Below are 20,448 nucleotides of genomic sequence, written 5' to 3' on the forward strand. Positions count from 1 at the left end.
GCCGCATCGCCGGCCAAGCCGCCGTTCAGGCCGATTCTCACTTCCTGCACGACCGCGCCGGCACAGTGGCGGCATGAGCCTGGTGCACGCCAACGACGACCTGGTGGTACTGCGCCCGGAAGGGCTGTACTGCCCCGCCGGCGATTTCCACATCGATCCCTGGCAGCCGGTGCCGCGCGCGGTGATCACCCATGGCCATGGCGACCACGCGCGCAGCGGCATGGGTCACTACCACTGCAGCACCGCCAGCGCGCCCATCCTGCGCTGGCGGCTGGGCGATGTACCGCTGCAGGCGCACGACTACCGGCGCCCGTTCCGGCTGGGCGAAGTGGAAGTCTCGCTGCATTCTGCCGGGCACGTGCTGGGTTCGGCACAGGTACGCATCGATGACGGCCGGCAGGTCTGGGTGGCCTCGGGCGACTACAAGCGCCAACCCGACCCGACCTGCGCGCCGTTCGAGGTGGTGCCGTGCGATGTGTTCATCACCGAAGCCACCTTCGCGCTGCCGATCTACCGATGGCAGGACACCGCCGAGGTTGCCGCGGAGATCGTGGCCTGGCGGCGCGAATGCGCTGCGCGTGGCGAGGCGGCGATCCTGCTCTGCTATGCGCTGGGCAAGGCGCAGCGGATCCTGGCCGAACTGCTGCCGCTGGACGACCAGCCGGCCTGGCTGCATGGCGCCATCGCCAATGGCGTGGCGGTGTATCGGCAGGCCGGCGTCGCCATGCTGGACACCCTGACCGTGGCCGAACAGGGCCGCCAGCCCGATGCCGCCGGCAAGCTGATCCTGGCGCCGCCCTCGGCGGCCGGCACGCCGTGGCTGCGCCGTTTCGGCAAGCATCAACTCGGCTTTGCCTCGGGCTGGATGCGCCTGCGCGGCAATCGCCGCCGGCGCAATTACGACCGCGGCTTCGTGGTATCCGACCATGCCGACTGGCCGGCGCTGCTGCAGACCATCGAACAGACCGGCGCGCGGCGGGTGATCGCCACCCATGGCAATACCGATGCGCTGATCCCGTTCCTGCGCGAACGCGGGGTGGCCGCAGAGGCCTTCCGGACCGATTTCGGGAGCGGGGAATGAAGGCATTCGCCGCGCTCTACCAGCGCCTCGAGCGCAGCACCGCCACGCTGGACAAGCGCGCCGCGCTGGTCGCCTACTTCGGCGATGCGCGGCCGCACGATGCGGCCTGGGCGCTGTACCTGCTCAGTGGCGGCAAGGTCGGTGGCGCAAGGCGCAAGATCGCCACCAGCGCTGAACTGCGCGCGTGGATCGGCGAGGAATCCGGGTTGCCGGCATGGCTGGTGGACGACAGCTACGACCAGGTCGGCGATCTCGCTGAAACCCTGACCCTGCTGCTGGATGATCCGCTCCAGCCCAGCGCCGACCGGCCGCTGTCGGAATGGATCGAATCGCACCTGCTGGCCGTGGCCAACCAGGACGAAGCGGTGCGGCGTGCTGCGGTGGTGGCAGGTTGGCGGCAACTGCCTGCCGGCGAGCGGCTGGTGTTCAACAAACTGCTGACCGGCGCGCTGCGTGTCGGGGTGTCGCAGCGGTTGGTGCAGCAGGCACTGGCCGAACTGTCGGGCATCGATATCGCGCGCATCGCCCAGCGCATGCTCGGCGAGTGGATCCCCACGCCCGGCCTGCTGGCGGCATTGCTGTCGCCGCAGGAGCGCCCGGAAGATCGCCAGCAACCCTACCCGTTCTTCCTCGCCTCGCCGCTGGAGGCCGGGGTCGACAGCCTGGGCCCCATCGCCGACTGGACGCTGGAATGGAAGTGGGACGGTATCCGCGTGCAGCTGCTGCGGCGCAAGGGCGAGGTGGCGTTGTGGTCGCGCGGCGAGGAACGCCTGGACGGCCGCTTCCCCGAAATCGAGGCGGCAGCGATGGCGCTGCCCGATGGCTGCGTGATCGATGGCGAGCTACTGGCCTGGCGCGATGACCAGGACCAGCCCCTGCCGTTCACCGCCTTGCAGACCCGCATCCAGCGCCGCAAGCCCGGGGCGAAGACGCTGCGCGATACGCCGGTGCGGGTACTCGCCTACGACCTGCTGGAAGCCGATGGCCAGGACCTGCGCGCGCAGCCCTTGCATGTGCGGCGCACGCGGCTGGCCGCGCTGCTGGCCGCGCTGGACGACCCGCGCATCGTGCTGTCGGCCACGGTCGCAGCGGCAGACTGGCCGGCGGCGGCGCTGCTGCGTGCGTCGGCACGCGAGCGCGGCGTGGAGGGGCTGATGCTCAAGCGCTACGATTCGCTCTACCAGAGCGGGCGCCGCCGTGGCGACTGGTGGAAGTGGAAGATCGATCCACTGACCATCGATGCGGTGATGATCTACGCCCAGGCCGGTCACGGCCGGCGCAGCACGCTGTATACCGACTACACCTTCGGCGTCTGGGACGGCGACAAGCTGGTGCCGGTGGCCAAGGCCTATTCGGGCCTGGACGACAAGGAAATCCTGGCGCTGGACCGCTGGATCCGTGCCAATACCGTGGAACGGTTCGGGCCGGTGCGCAGCGTGCGCGGCGAACAGGTGTTCGAGCTGGGCTTTGAGGCGGTCAACCGCAGCACCCGGCACAAGTCCGGCATCGCCGTGCGCTTTCCGCGCATCCTGCGCTGGCGCCACGACAAACCGGCCAGCCAGGCCGACACCCTGGCCCAGCTGCAGGCGCTGGCCCGGTGACCCGGCGCGAGGCGCTGGCGCGCCTGGGCGCGTGGTTCGCCAGCCGTGGCTGGGCACCGCTGCCGTTCCAGAAAAAAATGTGGCGCCATTACCTGGCCGGCGCGTCGGGGCTGCTGCACACCCCCACCGGCAGCGGCAAAACCCTGGCGATGTTCGGTGGCCCACTGCTGCAGGCCCTGTCCGACCCGCTGCCACGCAGCGTGGGCGGCCGTGCACGCACGCCGGTGCCGGTCCTGCAGGTGCTGTGGATCACCCCGCTGCGTGCACTGGCCGCCGATACCGCGCGCGCCCTGCGCGAGCCGCTGGCCGCGCTCGGGCTGGACTGGCAGGTGGGGCTGCGCACCGGCGATGCCAGCGCGCGCGACAAGCGGCTGGCGCGCGCCGGCCGCGTCGATGTGCTGGTCACCACCCCCGAATCGCTGGCGCTGCTGTTGAGCTACCCCGACGGCATGGCGACGATGCGCCGGCTGCGCTGCGTGGTGGTCGATGAATGGCATGAGCTGCTGGGCAACAAGCGCGGCGTACTGCTGCAGCTCACCCTGCGCCGCCTGCGCGATGCCCTGCCCGCCCTGCAGGTCTGGGGCCTGTCGGCCACCCTGGGCAACCTGGAGCAGGCGCGCGACGTCCTGCTGCCGGACCGGCCCGATGCGCCGCTGGTCGCCGGCGCGCGGCCGCGCCCGGTCAGCCTGGAAACGCTGCTGCCGGCACAGGGCGAGCGCTTCCCGTGGGCCGGCCACCTTGGCCTGTCGCAGTTGCAGCGGGTGCTGGAGAAGCTGCTGGCGGCCGGCACCAGCCTGCTGTTCACCAACACCCGCGCGCACGCCGAACTGTGGCACCAGGCGCTGGCGGCGGTGTGGCCGGAAGATCCGGCCACGCTGGCGCTGCACCACGGTTCGCTGGATCCCGCGCTGCGCCGCGCGGTTGAAGATGGCCTGCGCGAGGGTCGCCTGCGCTGCGTGGTGGCTACCTCCAGCCTGGACCTGGGGGTGGACTTCCCGGCGGTGGACCAGGTGCTGCAGATCGGCAGCCCGAAGGGCATTGCGCGGCTGCTGCAACGCGCCGGCCGCGCGCGCCACCAACCCGGTCAGTCCGGCCACATCGTGTGCGTGCCCTCGCACGCGCTGGAACTGGTGGAATACGCCGCAGCGCGGCGCGCGCTGGCCGACGGCGTGATCGAAGCGCGTCGCCCGCTGCGGCTGTCGCTGGACGTGCTGGCCCAGCACTGCGTGAGCTGCGCGCTGGGCGGGGGCTTCGACGCCGATGCGCTGCTGGAACAGGTGCGGCGCACGCACGCCTTCGCTGCCCTGGACACCGCGCAGTGGCAGGGCGTACTGGATTTCATCGTGCAGGGCGGGCAGGCGCTGGCGCAGTACCCGGACTTCCACAAGGTGGTGCGCGATGCCGATGGCATCTACCGCGTGCACGACCGCCGCGTGGCGCTGCGCCACCGCCTGTCGATCGGCACCATCACCAGCGACGGCAGCGTGATGGTGCAGTTCCTGCGTGGCGGGCGGCTGGGCGCGGTGGAAGAACAGTTCCTGGGCCGGCTGCGGCCGGGGGATCGCTTCCAGTTCGCCGGGCGCCTGCTGGAACTGGTGCGGCTGGAACACATGACCGCCTATGTGCGGCTGGCCCGTGGCGGCGATGGCGTGGTGCCGCGCTGGCAGGGCGGCCGCCTGCCGTTGTCCGAGGCGCTGGGGCACGAGATGGAAGTGGTGCTGGGCAGTGCGCCGGACAGCCCGGAGCTGCAGTGGCTGGCCCCGCTGCTGGGCCTGCAGTCGCGCTTGTCGACCCTGCCCGATCCTTCTCTGCTGCTGGTGGAAAGCGTGCGCCGGCGCGATGGCCAGTACCTGTTCGTGTATCCCTTCGCCGGCCGCCAGGTCAACGAGGGCATCGCCGCCTTGATGGCGATGCGCTGGACGCGGGTGCAGGCCAATACCTTCGGCTACGCGGCCAACGATTACGGCTTCGTGCTGGCACCGGCGCGCGCGGTGGTGGTGGAGGCCGGGCTGGTGCGCACGCTACTGCATCCCGACGGCCTGCTCGCGGACCTGCGCGACAGCCTCAACCTGGGCGAACTGGCGCGCCGGCAGTTCCGCGACATCGCGCGCGTGTCGGGCATGCTGGTACCGGCCCTGCCCGGGCGCACGCCACGCAGCCTGCGCCAGCTGCAGGCCTCCAGCGGGCTGCTGTACGACGTATTGCGCCAGCACGATCCGGATCACATCCTGCTGACGCTGGCCGAACGCGAAGTGCTGCACAGTCAACTCGACCTGGCCAGCCTGGCCGCCGCGCTGCAACGCTGCCACGCACGGACGCTGAGCATGCACGTGCTGCCCAGCCTGGGGCCGTTCTCGTTCCCGCTGTGGGCAGAGCGCCTGCGCGGACAGCTCAGCAACGAAGACTGGAAGACCCGCGTACTGCGCGCGGCCCAGCAACTGGAGACACGCCATGGCCACTGAGTTGTCGCTGTCACTGGCCGGGGAAACCGTGCAGCTGCTGGGTGCACGCGCGCTGTACTGGCCCGCGCGCCGCGCGCTGTTGATCGCCGACCTGCATCTGGGCAAGGCCGATCTGTTCCGCCGCGCCGGCATCGGCCTGCCCAGCGGCGGCACCGGCGACGACCTGGCACGGCTGTCGCAGGTGCTGCAGGCGTACCCGGCGGACACATTGTGGATATTGGGCGACGTCCTGCACGGCAGCGCGCATCGCGCGGCGTGGTACCGGCAGTGGCAGGGCTGGCGCGAACAACATGCGACCTTGCAGATCGGGGCGTTGGCCGGCAACCACGACCGTGCGCTGCCCAAGGCCAACCTGGGCATCGAACTGCTGGGCGAGAAGGTACAGGAAGGCCCGTTCCTGCTGCGCCACGACCCGCGCCCGCACCCTGCGTTGCATGTTCTGTGCGGACACCTGCACCCGTTGGCGCGCCTGCCCGGCATGCAGCGGCGCTGGCCGGCGTTCTGGCTGCGCAGCGGCCTGAGCGTGTTGCCTGCCTACTCGCGCTTCACCGCCGGCGTTGCACCGGTGCTGGACGACGGTGAGCGCCTGGTGGCCTGCGTCGAAGGCGACGCCATCGCCCTACCCCCGCGGTAGCGACCGACCGTTGGTCGGTCGTTGACGCGGTAGCTGCCGACCGCTGGTCGGCTGTTGGTTCGGTAGCTACCGACCGTTGGTCGGTAGCCGGCCGTTGGTCGGTAGTCCGACGCCGGTCGGTAGGCAATCTAAGCAGCCGACAACACCGCCGGCATCAGCCGGATATCGGGCGCGCGCGGATTGGGCCGCACCGGTTGGCGCAGGATGGCCGCCAGCATGTCGCGGGCGGCGCCACGGATGCGCGCGTGGTGTTCGGGCGCAGTGTGGGTGATGAGGCTGGTGACATGGAACTCGAACACATCTTCCATCACGTCCGGCTGATCCTCGTGCAGCATCTGCAACAGACCGCGCAGCTTGCTGATTTCACTTTCCAGAGTTTCGGCCGAGAACAGCATGTCTATCTCCTAGGTTGCGATCGGTCCACAGGGGACCTGGGGTCGCAAACGCATCGCACCGACAGCATCCAACGAGGCTGCGGCGGCAGACGATCCGGGAACGGACAGCGCCCGTCATCGCACAGGGCACACTGACGGAGGTGGAGCACACGCACGCTGCGTTTGCCCTGTGGTTGTCGCAGGTTGGCGGTGAGTTCACCGTCAACGAATGTTATCTGCGCCTTCACGCCTGCGCGTTGTTCCGCTATGCGGGGTTATCAGCTGATGCCCGGCGCAGCGGTGCGATCGGCCAGGGCCTGTACCAGGCCCGGCGACAACGGCAGCTTGCCCAGCCAACCGCGCTGGGTGCCGGTCAGTACCCGCAGCATGTGCCCACGACCGCCGGGAACGCGCCCCATCGGACCGAACAGCACATCGCGCGCGCGCGCCAGCGTATCGCGCTCGGATTGGAACAGCGGGGTCAGCCAGCGGCTCCAGAACTGGTAGATCGCCACGTGCGCGCGGCGCTGTGCCTGGTAGGCCTGCAAGGCCGCCCCATGGCCGGCATGGGCGCGCAGCGCATCGCGCAGTGCCAGCGCGTCCATCAGCGCCATGTTCACGCCCTGCCCCAGCTGCGGGCTCATCGCGTGCGCGGCATCGCCGACCAGCACCAGCCGCTCGCGGTGCCAGTGCGTCATCACCGCATCGCGGTAGCCGGCGCGCGCCAGCTGCGCGCTGTGCTGCACGCCGTCCAGGCGCTGGTGCGCCTGCGGCCACAGCGCGGCGATCTCCTCCAGCCAGCGCGCCATGCCGTCACGCTCCCACTGCGCGAACTGGTCGCGCGGCAGGCTCCAGAAGAAGCTCAGCCGCGGCACCGCATCGCCCGGCCGGGTACCCACCGGCAGCAGGCCGATCATCTTGCGCGCGGCCACGTAGCGCTGGCGCAGTTCGGCCGGGTGCGGCCAATCGCCACCGGGCAGCAGGCACCACAGCGCGCCCCAGGGATACTCGCGGTCCAGCGCGGTGCCTTGGACCTGCGCACGCAGCTGCGAACCGGCGCCATCGGCGGCGATCACCAGGTCGTAAGGCCCATGCCAGCGGCCCTGCGCATCGCGCAGCCGGCCGCCGGCGGTATCCACCTCGACGATGCTGGTATCGGCCTGCAGGTTGCCCGGCTGTTCCCAGGCCTGGGCCAGGACGCTGAACAACGCGCCGCGCTGCATGCCCACGCCGTGCAGGCGCGCATCCAGCCCGTCGTAGCGGATGTCCATCACCGCGCGGCCGCACGGGGTTTCGCCATACAGGCGGCGTACGGCGGCGCCATGCTGCAGCACCTGCGGCAGCAGATCCATCTGCCACAACACATCCAGTCCGCTGGGCTGCAGCAGGAAACCGGCGCCTACCGGGCCGGGCGCGGCGGCGCGCTCGAAGACGTGCACCTGGTGATGGTCGCGTGAAAGCAGGACCGAAAGCGCCTGCCCGGCGGTGCCGTAGCCAACGATGGCGATGGTGCGTCGTGAAGCCATGTATGTCCCTATAGCGTGATCAGCATCACGCACGATGTCGGCCGCTGCGCCATTCCATGACGGTGGCGGCGCCTAAAAAAAACCCCGCCGAAGCGGGGTTTTCAATGCGCAACCGAATGAATCACTCGGCCGGCACGATGTTCGAGGCTTGGGCGCCCTTCGGGCCCTGGGTCACGTCATAGGTGACCTTCTGGCCTTCCTGCAGACTGCGGAAGCCCTTGGAGTTGATCGCGGAGAAGTGCGCGAAGACGTCGGCGCTGCCGTCCTCCGGCGAAATAAAGCCAAATCCCTTGGCGTCGTTGAACCACTTGACGGTACCGTTCGGCATGGTAGTGCGAGACCTTCTTCAATGAATGGGTGGTGTACGCTCAACCAGCGCACTGCCGGAGTATGCAAAGCTTGCCGCGCAATGACAATCACCCACGTGCCAATTCGCCGACCAGTTCCGGCAATCCGGCCGATGCGGCGTCCACATTGGCCAACACTTCGGCCATCGTGATCTCGTCGCCATCGCCACAGCCGGCGGCCCAGTTGGCCACGATCGCCAGGCAGGCGTAGTCCAGGCCCAGCTCGCGCGCCAGGCTGGCCTCGGGCATGCCGGTCATGCCGACCAGGTCGCAACCGTCCCGGCGCATCCGCGCGATTTCCGCATTGGTCTCCAGCCGCGGGCCCTGGGTGGCGCCGTAGCAGCCGCCATCGTGCAGGCGCACGCCGGTGACCCGGGCCGCCGCCAGCACCTTGGCCCGCAGCAGCGGCGTATAGGGGTGGCCGAAGTCCACATGCAGCACCTCGCTGCCGGGCTCTTCGCTCAGCGTGGAGATCCGCCCCCAGGTGTAGTCGATCAGCTGGTCCGGGCAGGCCAGCACGCGCGGGCCGAAGTGTTCGGTGATGCCGCCGACGGTGTTGAGCGCCAGCACGCGCGTGGCGCCGATCTGCTGCAGTGCGGCAAGGTTGGCGCGGTAGTTGATCTTGTGCGGCGGCAGCGAATGCCCCTCGCCGTGGCGGGCCAGGAAGGCCACGCGCCGGCCCAGCAGGGTGCCGACCCGGATCGGGCCGGACGGGGTGCCATAGCGGGTGTCGACCTGGTGGCTGCTGACATCGTCGAGCTGGGCCAGCTTGTAGACGCCGGTGCCGCCGATGACGGCCAGGGATATGTGTTCCATGGGGACTCCAGAAAAGCCGCGCGCCCCGTGCTGCACACGCAGACCGCCGGGGCGCGTCGATACGTGGGAACAGGGCCGATGCCGGGCATCGGCCCCGCGTGGATCATTCCTTCATCGCGTAGATGGCCGGCACGCAGCGCAGCGTCTCGTTGACGTCCATCCCGAAGCCGAACACGTAGCGGTCCGGCAGGTCGATGCCGGCGTAGTCGGCCTTGATGTCCGGCAGCGCGCGATCGTGCTGCTTGACCGTCAGCGCGGCGATGCGCACATCGGTGGCGCCCTGTTCCAGGCACCAGGTGCGCACGCCCTGCAGGGTGTAGCCCTCATCGAGAATGTCATCGACCAGCAGCACGCGGCGGCCGAACAGCGAAGTGGCCGGCTTGTGCTTCCAGACCAGGTCGCCGCCGGTGGTTTCGCCGCGGTAGCGGGTGGCGTGCAGGTAATCGAACTGCACATCCTGGCCGCGTGCGCCCAGTTCCAGCGCGAGCTGGCCGGCGAACGGCAGCGCGCCGTGCATGATCGACAGGAACAGCGGCACTTCGCCCTTGTAATCGCGCGCGATGGCCTCGGCGATGCCGGCGATGGCCTTGTCGATGGTGGGGCGGTCGACCAGCAGGTCGGCCTGGGCCAGGGCCTGGGAAATGGTGAGGTTGGGCATCAGACGGTTCTTCCAAGGGTGTCAAGCAAACGGGATTGGGTGTCGCCATGGCGGGCGTCGGCCAGCAGGCCGTCCCAGCCAAGCGCGCCGCGGCCGATCAGGCCGAGCAGCGCAGCGGTGTTGAGGGTGCGGCCTTCGACCGCACGCAGCGAGGCATCGACCAGCTCGGGGTGGCAGACCAGCACCACGTCGCAGCCGGCATCCAGGTGCGCATCCACGCGCGCCTGGACCCCGCCGGCCGAGAACGAGGCGGCCATCCCGATGTCGTCGGAGAACACCACGCCACGGAAACCCATTTCTGCGCGCAGGATCTGCTGGATCCAGCGCGGCGAATAGCCGGCCGGCTCGGGTGCGACCTGCGGGTAGACCACATGGGCCATCATCACCGCATCGGCGCCGGCGGCGATGCCGGCGGCGAACGGGACCAGGTCCAGCGCGCGCAGTTCATCGAGCGTGCGCGGGTCGCTGGCATCGTCGACATGGGTGTCTTCGCGGACCGTGCCGTGGCCGGGGAAGTGCTTGAGCGTGGCGGCCATGCCGACGCTGTGCATGCCGCGGATATAGGCGCCGGTGAAGTCGGCCACCACCTGCGGGTCGGGGCTGAAGGCGCGGTCGCCGATGGCCAGGTTGCCACGGCCCAGGTCCACCACCGGGGCGAAGCTGAGGTCCACGCCGCTGGCGCGCACTTCGCTTGCCATCAGCCAGGCGTGCTGCTCGGCCAGCGCCAGCGCGGCGGCGCGGTCGCTGGCATACAGGGCGCCCAAGCCCTGCAGCGGCGGCAAGGCGCTGTAGCCCTCGCGGAAACGCTGCACGCGGCCGCCTTCCTGGTCCACGCAGATCAGCTGCGGGCGCGGCGCGGCGGCGCGGATCGCCGCCGACAGCTCGGCCACCTGCTGGCGCGAAGCGAAATTGCGCTTGAACAGCACGACCCCGGCCACGGCGTCATGCTGCAGCCAATCGCGCTCCTGGGCGGTGAGTTCGGTCCCGGCAACGCCGATCACGAGCATGGGCAATCTCCAATACGGGGCGCCATGATGGCGCACCGCCGCATTGTCGCAGAACCCGCGCGCAGCGTCAGACCTCGCAGCCGTCCGGGCCGCAGCCATCGCCCTGGCCCGCCGGGGCGGCCGGCGCGCGTTCGGCGGCGATCTGGCGCAGGATCTGGGCGAAGGCTTCCGGCGGCTGCGCGCCCTGGATGGCGTATTTATCATCGATCACAAAGGTGGGCACCGACTGAATGCCCAACTGCTGGGCCTGTGCCAGCTGCGCCTGGATGTCGGCCAGCCCTTCCTCGCCGGCCAGCAGCGTGGTCACCCGTGCCGCGGCGATGCCGCCGGCGGCCGCGGCCTCGATCAGGGTCTGCGGGTCGGCCAGGTTGCGGCCGTGGACGAAATGGGCGCGGAACAGCGCCTCCCCGACCGGCCCCTGCACGCCTTCACGCCCGGCCAGCCACAGCAGGCGGTGCGCCGGCAGCGTGGTGACCCGGACCTGGCCCTGGTCGAAGTCCATCGGCAGGCCTTCGGCACGCGCGCTGGTCTGGGTCTGGGAGAGGATCTGCTCGGTGCGCTCGGCACTGCCGAACTTGGCCTGGTAGGCCTGGCGCAGCGGCACCGGCGTGGTGCCGGCATCGGGGTCGAGCAGGAACGGATGCCAGTGCACCTCGACCTCGGGGGCCTGGTCACCCAGCAGGGCCAGGCCTTGCTCGAAACGGTGCTTGCCGATCCAGCACCAGGGGCAGACAACGTCGGACCAGATATCGATTTTCATGAGCCATGCCTATGGGCTGCGGGCGGCCAAAACAAGGGGCCTTCGCGCATCTGCGTGCAGGCATTCGTACCCATCCACCGTACCCACCAACGGTGGGTACCTACGGGCCGCGTTCGGCCGCCGACCAGCGCGCATACGGGTGCGCGGCCAGGGCCAGGTTGTAGTAGCGCACCTGGTCGGTGACCTCCTCGCCGACCCAGTCGGGTTTGGCGATGACCTGGTCGGCATGCTCCAGTTCGACCTCGGCCACCACCAGCCCGGCGTTGTCGCCGAGGAATTCGTCCACCTCCCAGACCAGCCCGGCATGCCGGACCAGATGCCGGCGTTTGTCGACCAGCCCGCCCACGCACAACGCCAGCAGCGCGCGTGCATCGTCGGGCGGGATCGGGTAGTCGAACTCCTGGCGGGTATGCCCGACCTCGCGCGACTTGATGTTGACGAACGCCTGCGCGCCCTGGATGCGCACCCGCACCGAGGCCTTCTGTGCGCCGCTGTCGAGCGCGGCGGCGTCGTTGATGTAGCCCTGCGCCATCGGAATGACCGCATGCGCCGCAGCGCGCCAACCATCGCCGGTGACCAGGAACTTGCGTTCGATTTCAATGCCCATGAACACAGTATGGCGGGCGTGCCCGATGCTGCCTACCCGCGACGGTGCGCTGCGCCTACACTGCGCGCCCCTTCCCAGGATCCGGCCTTGATGACACGCCGTCGCCTCCCGCCGCTTCGCTCCGCCCTGCCCGTTCTTGCCCTGCTCGCCGCCCCTGCCATTGCGGCAACGTCGGCGGGCCCCTCGCTGGCCCAGGCGCAGGCAGCGATGGACACGATGTTCGATGCGGCCATCGCCGATCGTCCGGCCAGCGACAGCAGCCGCCTGGTGGCCGAGGCGTTCCGCCCGCGCCTGAAGGCGTTGTCCAGCTGCCTGCCGGTGGCCGGCACGGCCACGCCGACGGTGGACTGCATCGTCACCGCCCAGGCCGGCCCGGAGCCGGTGCACCGCCTGCTGCGTTTCAGCCTGGTGCAGGCGCAATGGACGCTGGCCGGCGAGCAGCGCAACCTGCCGGTGCCGGTGCCGCCGGTGGCGCGCGTGCAGGTGCTGTTGCGCGAACAGTTCAGGCAGCGCCTGGCGCGCAGCGACGATGCGCGGACCCGCCGGGAGCTGGAATATGCCGCCGGCGCGGCCGAGGTGTTGGCGGTGGAGGACTGCGAGATTGGCGATGAGGCGCCGGTGATCGAATGCCAGGTGACCGCCACGGCCGGCGACGAACGCGGCCAGCAGAACATGGCGTTCACGGTGGTAAATGGGGCGTGGGAAAACGCGGGCACGGCAGTGGGTGCGGCGGCCGACTGACCGTCGACCGCAGGAGGCAGCCGGGCAGAGCCCGGCGCTACGCGCGCTTTTCGAACACCGCGATGCTTTCCACGTGCGCGGTATGCGGAAACATGTCCATCGCACCGGCACTGACCAGGGTGAAGCCCTGCTCGTTGACCAGATAACCGGCATCGCGCGCCAGCGAACCGGGGTGGCAGCTCACATAGACGATGCGCTTGAACTGCTTCAACGGCAGCTGCTGCAGCACCTCGATCGCCCCCGAGCGCGGCGGGTCCAGCAACAGCTTGTCAAACCCCTGGCGCATCCACGGCGCCTGCCGCTGGTCCTGGGTCAGGTCGGCGGCATGGAACTGCGCATTGCCCAGCCCATTGCGCTCGGCATTTTCCCTGGCCCGCGCCACCAGCCCGGCCTCGCCTTCCACCCCGACCACCTCGCGCACGGTACGCGCCAGCGGCAGGGTGAAATTGCCCAGCCCGCAGAACAGATCCAGCACCCGCTCGTCCGGGCCGGCATCGAGCAGTTCCAGCGCCAGCTGGATCATCTTCACGTTGAGCGGGGCGTTGACCTGGATGAAGTCCAGCGGACGGAACGCCAGTTCCACATCCCACGGCGCCAGCTTGAACGACAGCGGCGCCTGCGCCGGCCACAGCGGGTGCACCGACTCCACGCCACCGGGCTGCAGCGAAATGGCAAAGCCGTGTTCCTGGCCGAAGCCGATCCAGGCGGCGCGGTCGGCGTCGCTGAGCGGCAGCATGTGGCGGATGGTCAGCATCACCGTTTCGTCGCCGGCAATGAACTCGATCTGCGGGATATCGCGCTTGCCTTCAAGCGTTTCGATGAATTCGGCCAGCACCGAAACCTTGCTGCCGATCTGCGGGATCACCGTCAGGCATTGGCCCAGGTCGGCGACAAAGCGTGGATCCTGCTCGCGGAACCCGACCAGGGTCTTGTCCTTCTTTTCCACCCGGCGCACCGAGAAGCGGCCCTTGCGGCGATAGCCCCAGCTCTGGCCGACCAGCGGTGGCAGCACCGTGCCCGGGCTGACATGGCCGATCCGGGTCAGGTTGTCCATCAGCACGCGCTGCTTGGCCACGATCTGCTGCGATTCATCCAGATGCTGCAGCACGCAGCCGGCGCAGACGCCGAAATGCGGGCACTGCGGGGCGACCCGCTGCGGCGAGGGCTGCAGCACCTCCAGGGTGCGCGCCTCGTCGAAATGGCGGTTGCGCGCGGTCGGTTCGGCACGCACCACTTCGCCCGGCAACGCGCCGGTGATGAAGGTGACCTTGCTGCCCTCGCCGTCACGGCGGGCAACGCCACGGCCATCATGGCTGAGGTCGACGATGGTGGTCTGGAAGGGCGTACGGTCGAGTCGGGAGCGGGTTCGGGCCACGTGGCAACAGGCTGCGGGCAAAAAGGGTGCGTATTGTCGCAGATACCAACGTCCGACGGCCCCGGCCAGGCTGGAAACGCTTGCAGCGCGCGCTGTCATGTTTAATATGGGCAGAGCTGACATGGATGGAGGCAAGCACAATGCAGATGACCCAACGGGACCCCATGCCCCGATTCCTGCTCGTCGAGGACGACACCATCAGCCGCGGCTTCTTCAAGGCCGCGCTGGAGACCCTGCCGGCGCAGGTGGACACCGCCGATTCGCTGGCCACGGCCATGGACCGCGGCCGCAGCGGCCAGCACGACCTGTGGCTGATCGACGTCAACCTGCCCGATGGCAATGGCACCGAGTTGCTGCACCAGTTGCGCCGTTCCCGCCCGGACACCCCGGCCCTGGCCCATACCGCCGATGGCGACACCAGCATCCACGCCTGCCTGCGCGATGCCGGCTTCAGCGAGACGCTGGTCAAGCCCTTGTCCCGCGAGCAGCTGCTCAAGGCGGTGCGGCGGGCGCTGGTCAACAGCCCGGGCAGTGCCCCGGCGCCGGGCAACGAGGCCAGCGAGGCCGAGCGTGAAGACTGGGACGAAATCACCGCCCTGGCCGCGCTGAACGGGCAGCGCCACCATCTGATCGCCCTGCGCGAACTGTTCCTGGCCGAACTGCCCGGGGTCCGCGACGCAGTTGCCCAGGCGCTGCTGCTGCACGACCTGCGCGCCCTGCATGGGCAACTGCACCGGCTGCAGGCCAGCTGCGGCTTTGTCGGCGCGGCGCGGTTGGCGCGGGCGGTACGGCAGCTGCACCAAGCGCCGGATTCAACCGGTGCGCATACCAGGTTCCAGGCGGCGGTGGAATCGTTGCTGCATTGAGTGGCAGGTCCGGGCATACCCGCGCGGGAGACCCGGTAGATCCGACCCGTGGTCGGATGCCCTTCGTTCCGGCACCGCGATGTCCGAGCGTAGCTCGGACCTACCGGCGGCGGGCCAGGTCCTCGAGCATTTCCCAGGATTTCAGCCCGCGCCCGCCCAGGTGGTGCAGCAGCACCGCTCGCATTGCCCGGCGCAGGCTGGCCAGGTCGTCGGCGCCGGGCATGGCGTCGGCGGCCAGGGCCAGCAGCGCGCTGCCGGTGGCCGCGCCCTGGCGCTGCTGCGCGCCACGGTCGCTGAGCAGGCGCAGCGGCCCTTCCTGAGGGTCCAGCTGGTAGCGCGCGGCCGGGTCCAGCGGCTGGCCGTCGCTGCTGTGGCGCAGGTCGAAACCCACCCCCAGCACATCCAGCAGGTCGCGTTCGAATCGGCGCAGGGTCCAGGCCAGCGGCTCGCCGTCGCGCAGGCGCTGGCGGACCTGCCCGTAGTGGTCGTACAGCTCCGGCAGCGGGTCCTGGCGGGGCGCCAGCCGCATCATCAGTTCGTTGATGTAGAACCCGGCCAGCATCGCCTCCCCGCCCAGCCGCGGGGCGGCATCCAGGGCTTCGGCCCCGCGCAGTTGGGCCAGCTCGCCGCGCTGCACCGCCGTCAGACGGATCCACTGCAGCGGCTGCAGCGCCGCCCGCAGTGTCTGGCTGCGTGGGCTGCTCAGGCCGCGCGCCAGCACCCCGATGCGGCCGTACTGCTCGGTCAGCACCTCCACCAGCAGGCTGGTTTCGCGCCAGGGGCGGGCGTGCAGCACGAAGGCCGGCTCGTCGTCGATGCGCATGGCTCAGCCGCCGGTTGCCGTGGGCCCCGGCTTATTCGTAGCCGAACGCCTTCAGCGCGGCTTCGTCGTCCGACCAGCCCTCGCGCACGCGCACCCAGGTTTCCAGGAACACCTTGGCGCCGAACAACCGCTCCATCTGCAGGCGCGACTTGGCACCGATCTCCTTCAGGCGGGTGCCGCCCTTGCCGATCACGATCGCCTTCTGGCCTTCGCGCTCGACCCAGATCACCGCGCCGATGCGCAGCAGGTTGCCGTCCTCGACGAAACGCTCGATCTCCACCGTGGTGGCATACGGCAGCTCCTCGCCCAACTGGCGCATCAGCTGCTCGCGGACCAGCTCGCCGGCCAGAAACCGCTGGCTGCGGTCGGTGATCTCATCCTCGCCGAACATCGGCGGGGCCTCGGGCAGCAGCTTGAGCAGGTCGCGTACCAGCGCTTCCAGGCCGTTGCGCTTCTGCGCCGAGATCGGGTGCACCGCGGCGAACGTGCGCCCTTCGGTGACCTGCTGCAGGAACGGCAGCAGCGCGCCCTTGTCCTTGAGCCGGTCGACCTTGTTGACCACCAGCACCACCGGAATCCCCGAGTCGCGCAGCACGTTGAAGGCCAGGGTGTCCTCCTCGTCCCAGCGGCCGGCTTCGATCACCAGCATGCCCGCGTCCACGCCCTCCAGCGAACCGCGCGCGGCGCGGTTCATGACCCGGTTCATGGCGCGCTTCTGCGCCCGGTGCAGGCCGGGGGTGTCCACCAGCACCAGCTGCCCTTCCGGATAGCTGGCAATGCCCAGCAGCCGGTGCCGGGTGGTCTGCGGCCGGTTGGAGACGATGCTGACCTTGGCGCCCACCAGGGCGTTGGTCAGGGTGGATTTGCCGACATTGGGGCGGCCGATGACCGCTACGCTGCCGCAACGATGGGGGGTTGCTTCGCTCACTTGGAATCCAGTTGCTCGAGGGCGGCCGCAGCCGCCTGTTGTTCGGCCAGCCGTCGCGAGGCACCTTCGCCTTCGGTGCTGACAGCAGGATCGGCTACGCCGCAGCGTACCCGGAAGATCTTGGCATGTTCGTCACCCGACTCTGACACCAGCTCGTACAGGGGCAGTGCCCGCTGCCGGGCCTGCAGCCATTCCTGCAATCGGGTCTTGGGGTCTTTTTCGGGCTTGCCGGTGGCCGGCAGCGCCTCCATGGAGGCGCTGAACCACGGCAGCACCACCGCCTGGCAGGCGGCAAAGCCCATGTCCAGGTAGATCGCCGCCACCACCGCTTCCAGCGCGTCGGCCAGGATCGAGTCGCGGCGGTGGCCACCGGATTTCATCTCGCCCGGGCCCATGATCAGCCGGTCGCCCAGTTCCAGGGTGCGCGCGATCACCGCCAGCGCGCCTTCGCGCACCAGTTCGGCGCGGGCGCGGGTCAGCGCGCCTTCGTCGGCCTTGGGCCAGCGCGCGTACAGCGCCTGGGCCACCATCATGTTGACGATGCTGTCGCCGAGGAATTCCAGCCGCTCATTGTTCGGGCTGCCGGCACTGCGATGCGTCAGGGCCTGCTGGAGCAGGCCCGGATCCTGGAAGGGGTGGCCGATCAGGTCACCGCGTTGGAAAGTCTTAGTCGACACCGTTGAGGGTCAATTCCTGATGCGTATCAAATTTGCCAACCACGTCCAGGTTGCCGATCAACTGGCGACGGACCTCGTAGTTGACCTTCATGTTCCAGCCACCGCCGACGCGCTCGAACTTCACATTGGACGGCTTCACGTTTTCCGAGAAGCTGATGTCCAGGCGCTTGAAGAACATCTCCTGGACCCGCGCCGGCTCCATGTTGCCCACGCCCGGCTCCTTGGCCAGGCCCTTGAGCGCCGAACGCACCGAGTAGTACTCCGAGTACATCGGGAACAGCTTCATGCCGATATACAGGCCGAAGGCGACCACGATCAATACCACCAGGAACGAGGTCAAGGTCATGCCGCGCTGCGTGTTCATCGTCTTCATTGCGTTCTCCCCAGATACGCCTGTGCCATGGATCAATGGATGCCCGAACCGATCCGCGACGGCTCGAAACCGTCCTTGCAGAACCAGCCCGAGCAGTTCAGCCAGATCAGGAATGCCTTGCCGCGCAGGTTTTCTTCCGGCAGCAGGCCCCAGAAGCGGCCATCGTCACTATTGTCGCGGTTGTCGCCCATCACCAGGTACTTGCCGGCCGGCACCGTCCACTGGCCTTCGCCACGCGGGTAATCGGTCTCCAGCACGGTATGGGTACGGCCCGGCAGGTGCTCCACCAGCAGCGAGCTGCCCTCGCCCTGGCCGCGGTGGCCGGCGTACAGGCCCTTGTTGTCGTAGCTGAGCGGCTGGCCATTGAGGGTCAGGCCGTTGCCCTGGAACACGATCTGGTCGCCGGGCACGCCGATCACGCGCTTGATGAAGTTCTCGCCCTTGGCCGGGTCGGCATCGGAATGGCCGGGGAAGTGGAACACCACCACGTCGCCACGCTTGGGCTCGCCCACCGGCACGATCTTGGCGTTGTTCAGCGGCAGGCGCAGGCCGTAGGCGAACTTGTTGACCAGGATGAAATCGCCGATCAGCAGGTTGGGCATCATCGAGCTGGACGGGATCTTGTACGGCTCGGCGATGAAGCTGCGCACGATCAGCACGATCGCCAGCACCGGGAAGAACGCCCGCGAGTAGTCCACCAGCACCGGCTCGGAGTCCAGCAACCCGGCGCGCGCGGCGCGACGCTTGGCGAAGTACAGCTTGTCGGCGAGCAGGATCAGGCCCGAGGCCAGGGTCAGTACGACCAGGAGGATCTCAAACAATTTCATGCAGTGTCCTTGGGAACGGTGGCTGCGGGTGCCGGTACGGCAGGTCGGTGCCGCCCTGCGCGCCCGGCGGCACCTGGCCGGTGCCGCGCGGGAGCCGGACGGGCGCCCGGCCTTACTTGTCCATCTGCAGCACGGCCAGGAAGGCTTCCTGCGGGATTTCCACGCGGCCGACCTGCTTCATGCGCTTTTTGCCTTCCTTCTGCTTTTCGAGCAACTTCTTCTTGCGCGAAACGTCGCCACCATAGCACTTGGCCAGCACGTTCTTGCGCATGGCCTTGACCGTGGTGCGGGAGATGATCTGCGAGCCCACCGCGGCCTGGATGGCCACGTCGAACTGCTGGCGCGGGATCAGTTCCTTCATCTTCTCGCACAGCTCGCGGCCGCGGCGGTCGGCATGGCTGCGGTGCACGATCAGCGACAGCGCATCGACCTTGTCGCCATTGATCAGCACGTCCACGCGGACGAACGGGCCGGCATCGAAACGCACGAAGTGGTAGTCCAGCGAGGCATAGCCACGGCTGACCGACTTGAGCTTGTCGAAGAAGTCCAGCACCACTTCGGCCATCGGCAGCTCGTAGCTGATCTGCACCTGGCTGCCCAGGTAATTGATGCCGATCTGGCTGCCGCGCTTTTCTTCGCACAGCTTGATGATGCTGCCGATGTACTCCTCGGGCGTGAGCACGTTGGCGCGGATGATCGGCTCGCGGATCTCATCGACCATGTTCACCGGCGGCAGCTTGGCCGGGTTGTCCATGTTGATGATGCTGCCGTCGGTCTTGAGCACTTCATAGACCACCGTCGGCGCGGTGCTGATCAGGTCCAGGTTGTACTCGCGCTCCAGGCGTTCCTGCACGATTTCCATGTGCAGCATGCCCAGGAAGCCGCAGCGGAAGCCGAAGCCCATCGCCTCGGAGCTTTCCGGTTCGAAACGCAGCGCCGCATCGTTCAGGCGCAGCTTGTCCAGCGCCTCGCGCAGGTCCGGGTAGTCCTCGGCATCGACCGGGAACAGGCCGGCGAACACGCGCGGCTGCATTTCCTGGAAGCCCGGCAGCGCCTCGGACGCCGGGTCGGCGGCCAGGGTCAGGGTGTCGCCGACCGGCGCACCGTGGACGTCCTTGATGCTGGCGGTGACCCAGCCCACTTCACCGGCACGCAGCGCCGGCAGCGCCTTGCGTTTGGGGGTGAACACGCCGACGTTTTCGACCTGGTGGTTGCGCCCGGTCGACATCACCTGCAGCTTGTCGCCGGCCTTGATCTGGCCCTGCATCACCCGCACCAGCGAGACCACGCCCAGGTAGTTGTCGAACCACGAGTCGATGATCAGCGCCTGCAGCTTGTCGTTGGCGCGCGGGGCCGGCGGCGGAATGCGATGCACGATCGCCTCCAGCACGTCGACCACGTTCAGGCCGGTCTTGGCGCTGATCGCCACCGCGTCGGTGGCGTCGATGCCGATCACCGCTTCGATTTCGGCCTTGGCGCGCTCGATGTCGGCGGTGGGCAGGTCGATCTTGTTGATCACCGGCACCACTTCCAGCCCCTGCTCCACCGCGGTGTAGCAGTTGGCCACCGACTGCGCTTCCACGCCCTGGGCCGCATCGACCACCAGCAGCGCGCCTTCACAGGCCGCCAGCGAGCGGCTGACTTCATAGGAGAAGTCGACATGCCCGGGGGTGTCGATGAAGTTCAGGTGGTAGGTATTGCCGTCCTTGGCCACATACGGCAGCGACACCGACTGGGCCTTGATGGTGATCCCACGCTCGCGCTCGATCGGATTGGAGTCGAGCACCTGCGCTTCCATTTCACGGGCCTGGAGGCCGCCGCAAAGCTGGATGATGCGATCGGCCAGCGTGGACTTGCCGTGGTCGACGTGGGCGATGATGGAGAAGTTGCGGATGAACCGCATCGAATCAGAAGACATAGGTGGCGGCGGCGCGGCGCGTCGTCAGGATGACTGCGCATTGTCGC

General features: G+C 68.9%; 21 protein-coding genes. 6 read left to right on the top strand and 15 right to left on the bottom strand.

Features of this window, described 5'->3' with window-relative positions:
- Positions 1 to 82 precede the first annotated feature (82 nt).
- Genes IC535_RS03265 through pdeM form a run of 4 tightly spaced genes read left to right on the top strand, consistent with a single transcriptional unit; the run spans position 83 to position 5,778 of the window.
- Complete coding sequence (locus IC535_RS03265; RefSeq protein ID WP_228884506.1) at positions 83 to 1,081, top strand: ligase-associated DNA damage response exonuclease; 999 nt, start codon at positions 83 to 85, stop codon at positions 1,079 to 1,081.
- Positions 1,078 to 2,682 (top strand): ATP-dependent DNA ligase, encoded by a 1,605-nt coding sequence (locus IC535_RS03270; RefSeq protein ID WP_228884259.1) that lies wholly within the window; start codon positions 1,078 to 1,080, stop codon positions 2,680 to 2,682. The genes IC535_RS03265 and IC535_RS03270 overlap by 4 nt, the downstream gene beginning before the upstream one ends.
- Positions 2,679 to 5,144, top strand: coding sequence for a ligase-associated DNA damage response DEXH box helicase (locus tag IC535_RS03275; RefSeq protein ID WP_228884258.1), 2,466 nt, complete (start codon positions 2,679 to 2,681; stop codon positions 5,142 to 5,144). The genes IC535_RS03270 and IC535_RS03275 overlap by 4 nt, the downstream gene beginning before the upstream one ends.
- A complete protein-coding gene (gene pdeM / locus IC535_RS03280) occupies positions 5,134 to 5,778 on the top strand; it encodes a ligase-associated DNA damage response endonuclease PdeM (protein ID WP_228884257.1) in 645 nt (214 codons plus the stop codon). Before IC535_RS03275 ends, pdeM begins: the two co-directional genes overlap by 11 nt.
- Positions 5,779 to 5,906: 128 nt before the next feature.
- Here the strand turns inward: pdeM and IC535_RS03285 are convergent, their stop codons facing one another.
- The 8 genes from IC535_RS03285 to IC535_RS03320 all read right to left on the bottom strand — a co-directional run bounded on the left by IC535_RS03285 (position 5,907) and on the right by IC535_RS03320 (position 11,873).
- On the bottom strand, positions 5,907 to 6,173 hold the full coding sequence (locus IC535_RS03285; protein ID WP_228884256.1) for a hypothetical protein: 267 nt from the start codon (positions 6,171 to 6,173) through the stop codon (positions 5,907 to 5,909).
- Positions 6,174 to 6,430: 257 nt separating this feature from the next.
- Positions 6,431 to 7,678 (bottom strand): FAD-dependent oxidoreductase, encoded by a 1,248-nt coding sequence (locus tag IC535_RS03290; protein ID WP_228884255.1) that lies wholly within the window; start codon positions 7,676 to 7,678, stop codon positions 6,431 to 6,433.
- Positions 7,679 to 7,799: 121 nt separating this feature from the next.
- Positions 7,800 to 8,006 carry a transcription antiterminator/RNA stability regulator CspE gene (gene cspE / locus IC535_RS03295; RefSeq protein ID WP_019183439.1) on the bottom strand — a complete coding sequence of 69 codons (207 nt, stop codon included), beginning with the start codon at positions 8,004 to 8,006 and terminating at the stop codon, positions 7,800 to 7,802.
- Positions 8,007 to 8,094: 88 nt separating this feature from the next.
- Positions 8,095 to 8,841 carry an S-methyl-5'-thioinosine phosphorylase gene (locus IC535_RS03300; protein WP_228884254.1) on the bottom strand — a complete coding sequence of 249 codons (747 nt, stop codon included), beginning with the start codon at positions 8,839 to 8,841 and terminating at the stop codon, positions 8,095 to 8,097.
- 103 nt (positions 8,842 to 8,944) lie between these two features.
- On the bottom strand, positions 8,945 to 9,499 hold the full coding sequence (locus IC535_RS03305; RefSeq protein ID WP_228884253.1) for a hypoxanthine-guanine phosphoribosyltransferase: 555 nt from the start codon (positions 9,497 to 9,499) through the stop codon (positions 8,945 to 8,947).
- Positions 9,499 to 10,506 (bottom strand): beta-N-acetylhexosaminidase, encoded by a 1,008-nt coding sequence (gene nagZ, locus IC535_RS03310; RefSeq protein ID WP_228884252.1) that lies wholly within the window; start codon positions 10,504 to 10,506, stop codon positions 9,499 to 9,501. Before nagZ ends, IC535_RS03305 begins: the two co-directional genes overlap by 1 nt.
- Before the next feature lie 67 nt (positions 10,507 to 10,573).
- Complete coding sequence (locus IC535_RS03315) at positions 10,574 to 11,266, bottom strand: DsbA family oxidoreductase (RefSeq protein WP_228884251.1); 693 nt, start codon at positions 11,264 to 11,266, stop codon at positions 10,574 to 10,576.
- A 100-nt stretch (positions 11,267 to 11,366) separates the two neighbouring features.
- On the bottom strand, positions 11,367 to 11,873 hold the full coding sequence (locus IC535_RS03320; protein ID WP_228884250.1) for a CYTH domain-containing protein: 507 nt from the start codon (positions 11,871 to 11,873) through the stop codon (positions 11,367 to 11,369).
- Between the two features lie 207 nt (positions 11,874 to 12,080).
- On the opposite strand from IC535_RS03320, the gene IC535_RS03325 reads away from it, so the two are divergent.
- Positions 12,081 to 12,614 carry a hypothetical protein gene (locus IC535_RS03325; protein WP_228884249.1) on the top strand — a complete coding sequence of 178 codons (534 nt, stop codon included), beginning with the start codon at positions 12,081 to 12,083 and terminating at the stop codon, positions 12,612 to 12,614.
- A 37-nt stretch (positions 12,615 to 12,651) separates the two neighbouring features.
- Here IC535_RS03325 and rlmD read toward each other — a convergent pair whose 3' ends face one another.
- Positions 12,652 to 13,989 (bottom strand): 23S rRNA (uracil(1939)-C(5))-methyltransferase RlmD, encoded by a 1,338-nt coding sequence (gene rlmD / locus IC535_RS03330; RefSeq protein ID WP_228884248.1) that lies wholly within the window; start codon positions 13,987 to 13,989, stop codon positions 12,652 to 12,654.
- Positions 13,990 to 14,129: 140 nt separating this feature from the next.
- Here rlmD and IC535_RS03335 point away from each other — a divergent pair, with 140 nt between their 5' ends.
- The gene (locus IC535_RS03335; protein ID WP_228884247.1) at positions 14,130 to 14,855 is read left to right on the top strand and encodes an Hpt domain-containing response regulator; all 726 of its coding nucleotides are present in this window, start codon (positions 14,130 to 14,132) and stop codon (positions 14,853 to 14,855) included.
- 100 nt (positions 14,856 to 14,955) lie between these two features.
- Here IC535_RS03335 and recO read toward each other — a convergent pair whose 3' ends face one another.
- The 6 genes from recO to lepA form a co-directional block, all read right to left on the bottom strand.
- A complete protein-coding gene (gene recO / locus IC535_RS03340; protein WP_228884246.1) occupies positions 14,956 to 15,678 on the bottom strand; it encodes a DNA repair protein RecO in 723 nt (240 codons plus the stop codon).
- A gap of 31 nt (positions 15,679 to 15,709) precedes the next feature.
- Positions 15,710 to 16,606, bottom strand: a complete 897-nt coding sequence (gene era, locus IC535_RS03345) for a GTPase Era (protein WP_228884245.1) — start codon at positions 16,604 to 16,606, stop codon at positions 15,710 to 15,712.
- Complete coding sequence (gene rnc / locus IC535_RS03350) at positions 16,603 to 17,283, bottom strand: ribonuclease III (RefSeq protein WP_228884244.1); 681 nt, start codon at positions 17,281 to 17,283, stop codon at positions 16,603 to 16,605. Before rnc ends, era begins: the two co-directional genes overlap by 4 nt.
- Positions 17,273 to 17,656, bottom strand: coding sequence for a DUF4845 domain-containing protein (locus tag IC535_RS03355; protein ID WP_228884243.1), 384 nt, complete (start codon positions 17,654 to 17,656; stop codon positions 17,273 to 17,275). The genes rnc and IC535_RS03355 overlap by 11 nt, the downstream gene beginning before the upstream one ends.
- A gap of 32 nt (positions 17,657 to 17,688) precedes the next feature.
- Positions 17,689 to 18,483, bottom strand: coding sequence for a signal peptidase I (gene lepB / locus IC535_RS03360; protein WP_228884242.1), 795 nt, complete (start codon positions 18,481 to 18,483; stop codon positions 17,689 to 17,691).
- Between the two features lie 112 nt (positions 18,484 to 18,595).
- On the bottom strand, positions 18,596 to 20,386 hold the full coding sequence (gene lepA, locus IC535_RS03365) for a translation elongation factor 4 (RefSeq protein ID WP_228884505.1): 1,791 nt from the start codon (positions 20,384 to 20,386) through the stop codon (positions 18,596 to 18,598).
- Between the last annotated feature and the right edge of the window lie 62 nt (positions 20,387 to 20,448).

The organism is Stenotrophomonas rhizophila (genome assembly GCF_020857975.1).
Taxonomy (GTDB): domain Bacteria; phylum Pseudomonadota; class Gammaproteobacteria; order Xanthomonadales; family Xanthomonadaceae; genus Stenotrophomonas; species Stenotrophomonas rhizophila_C.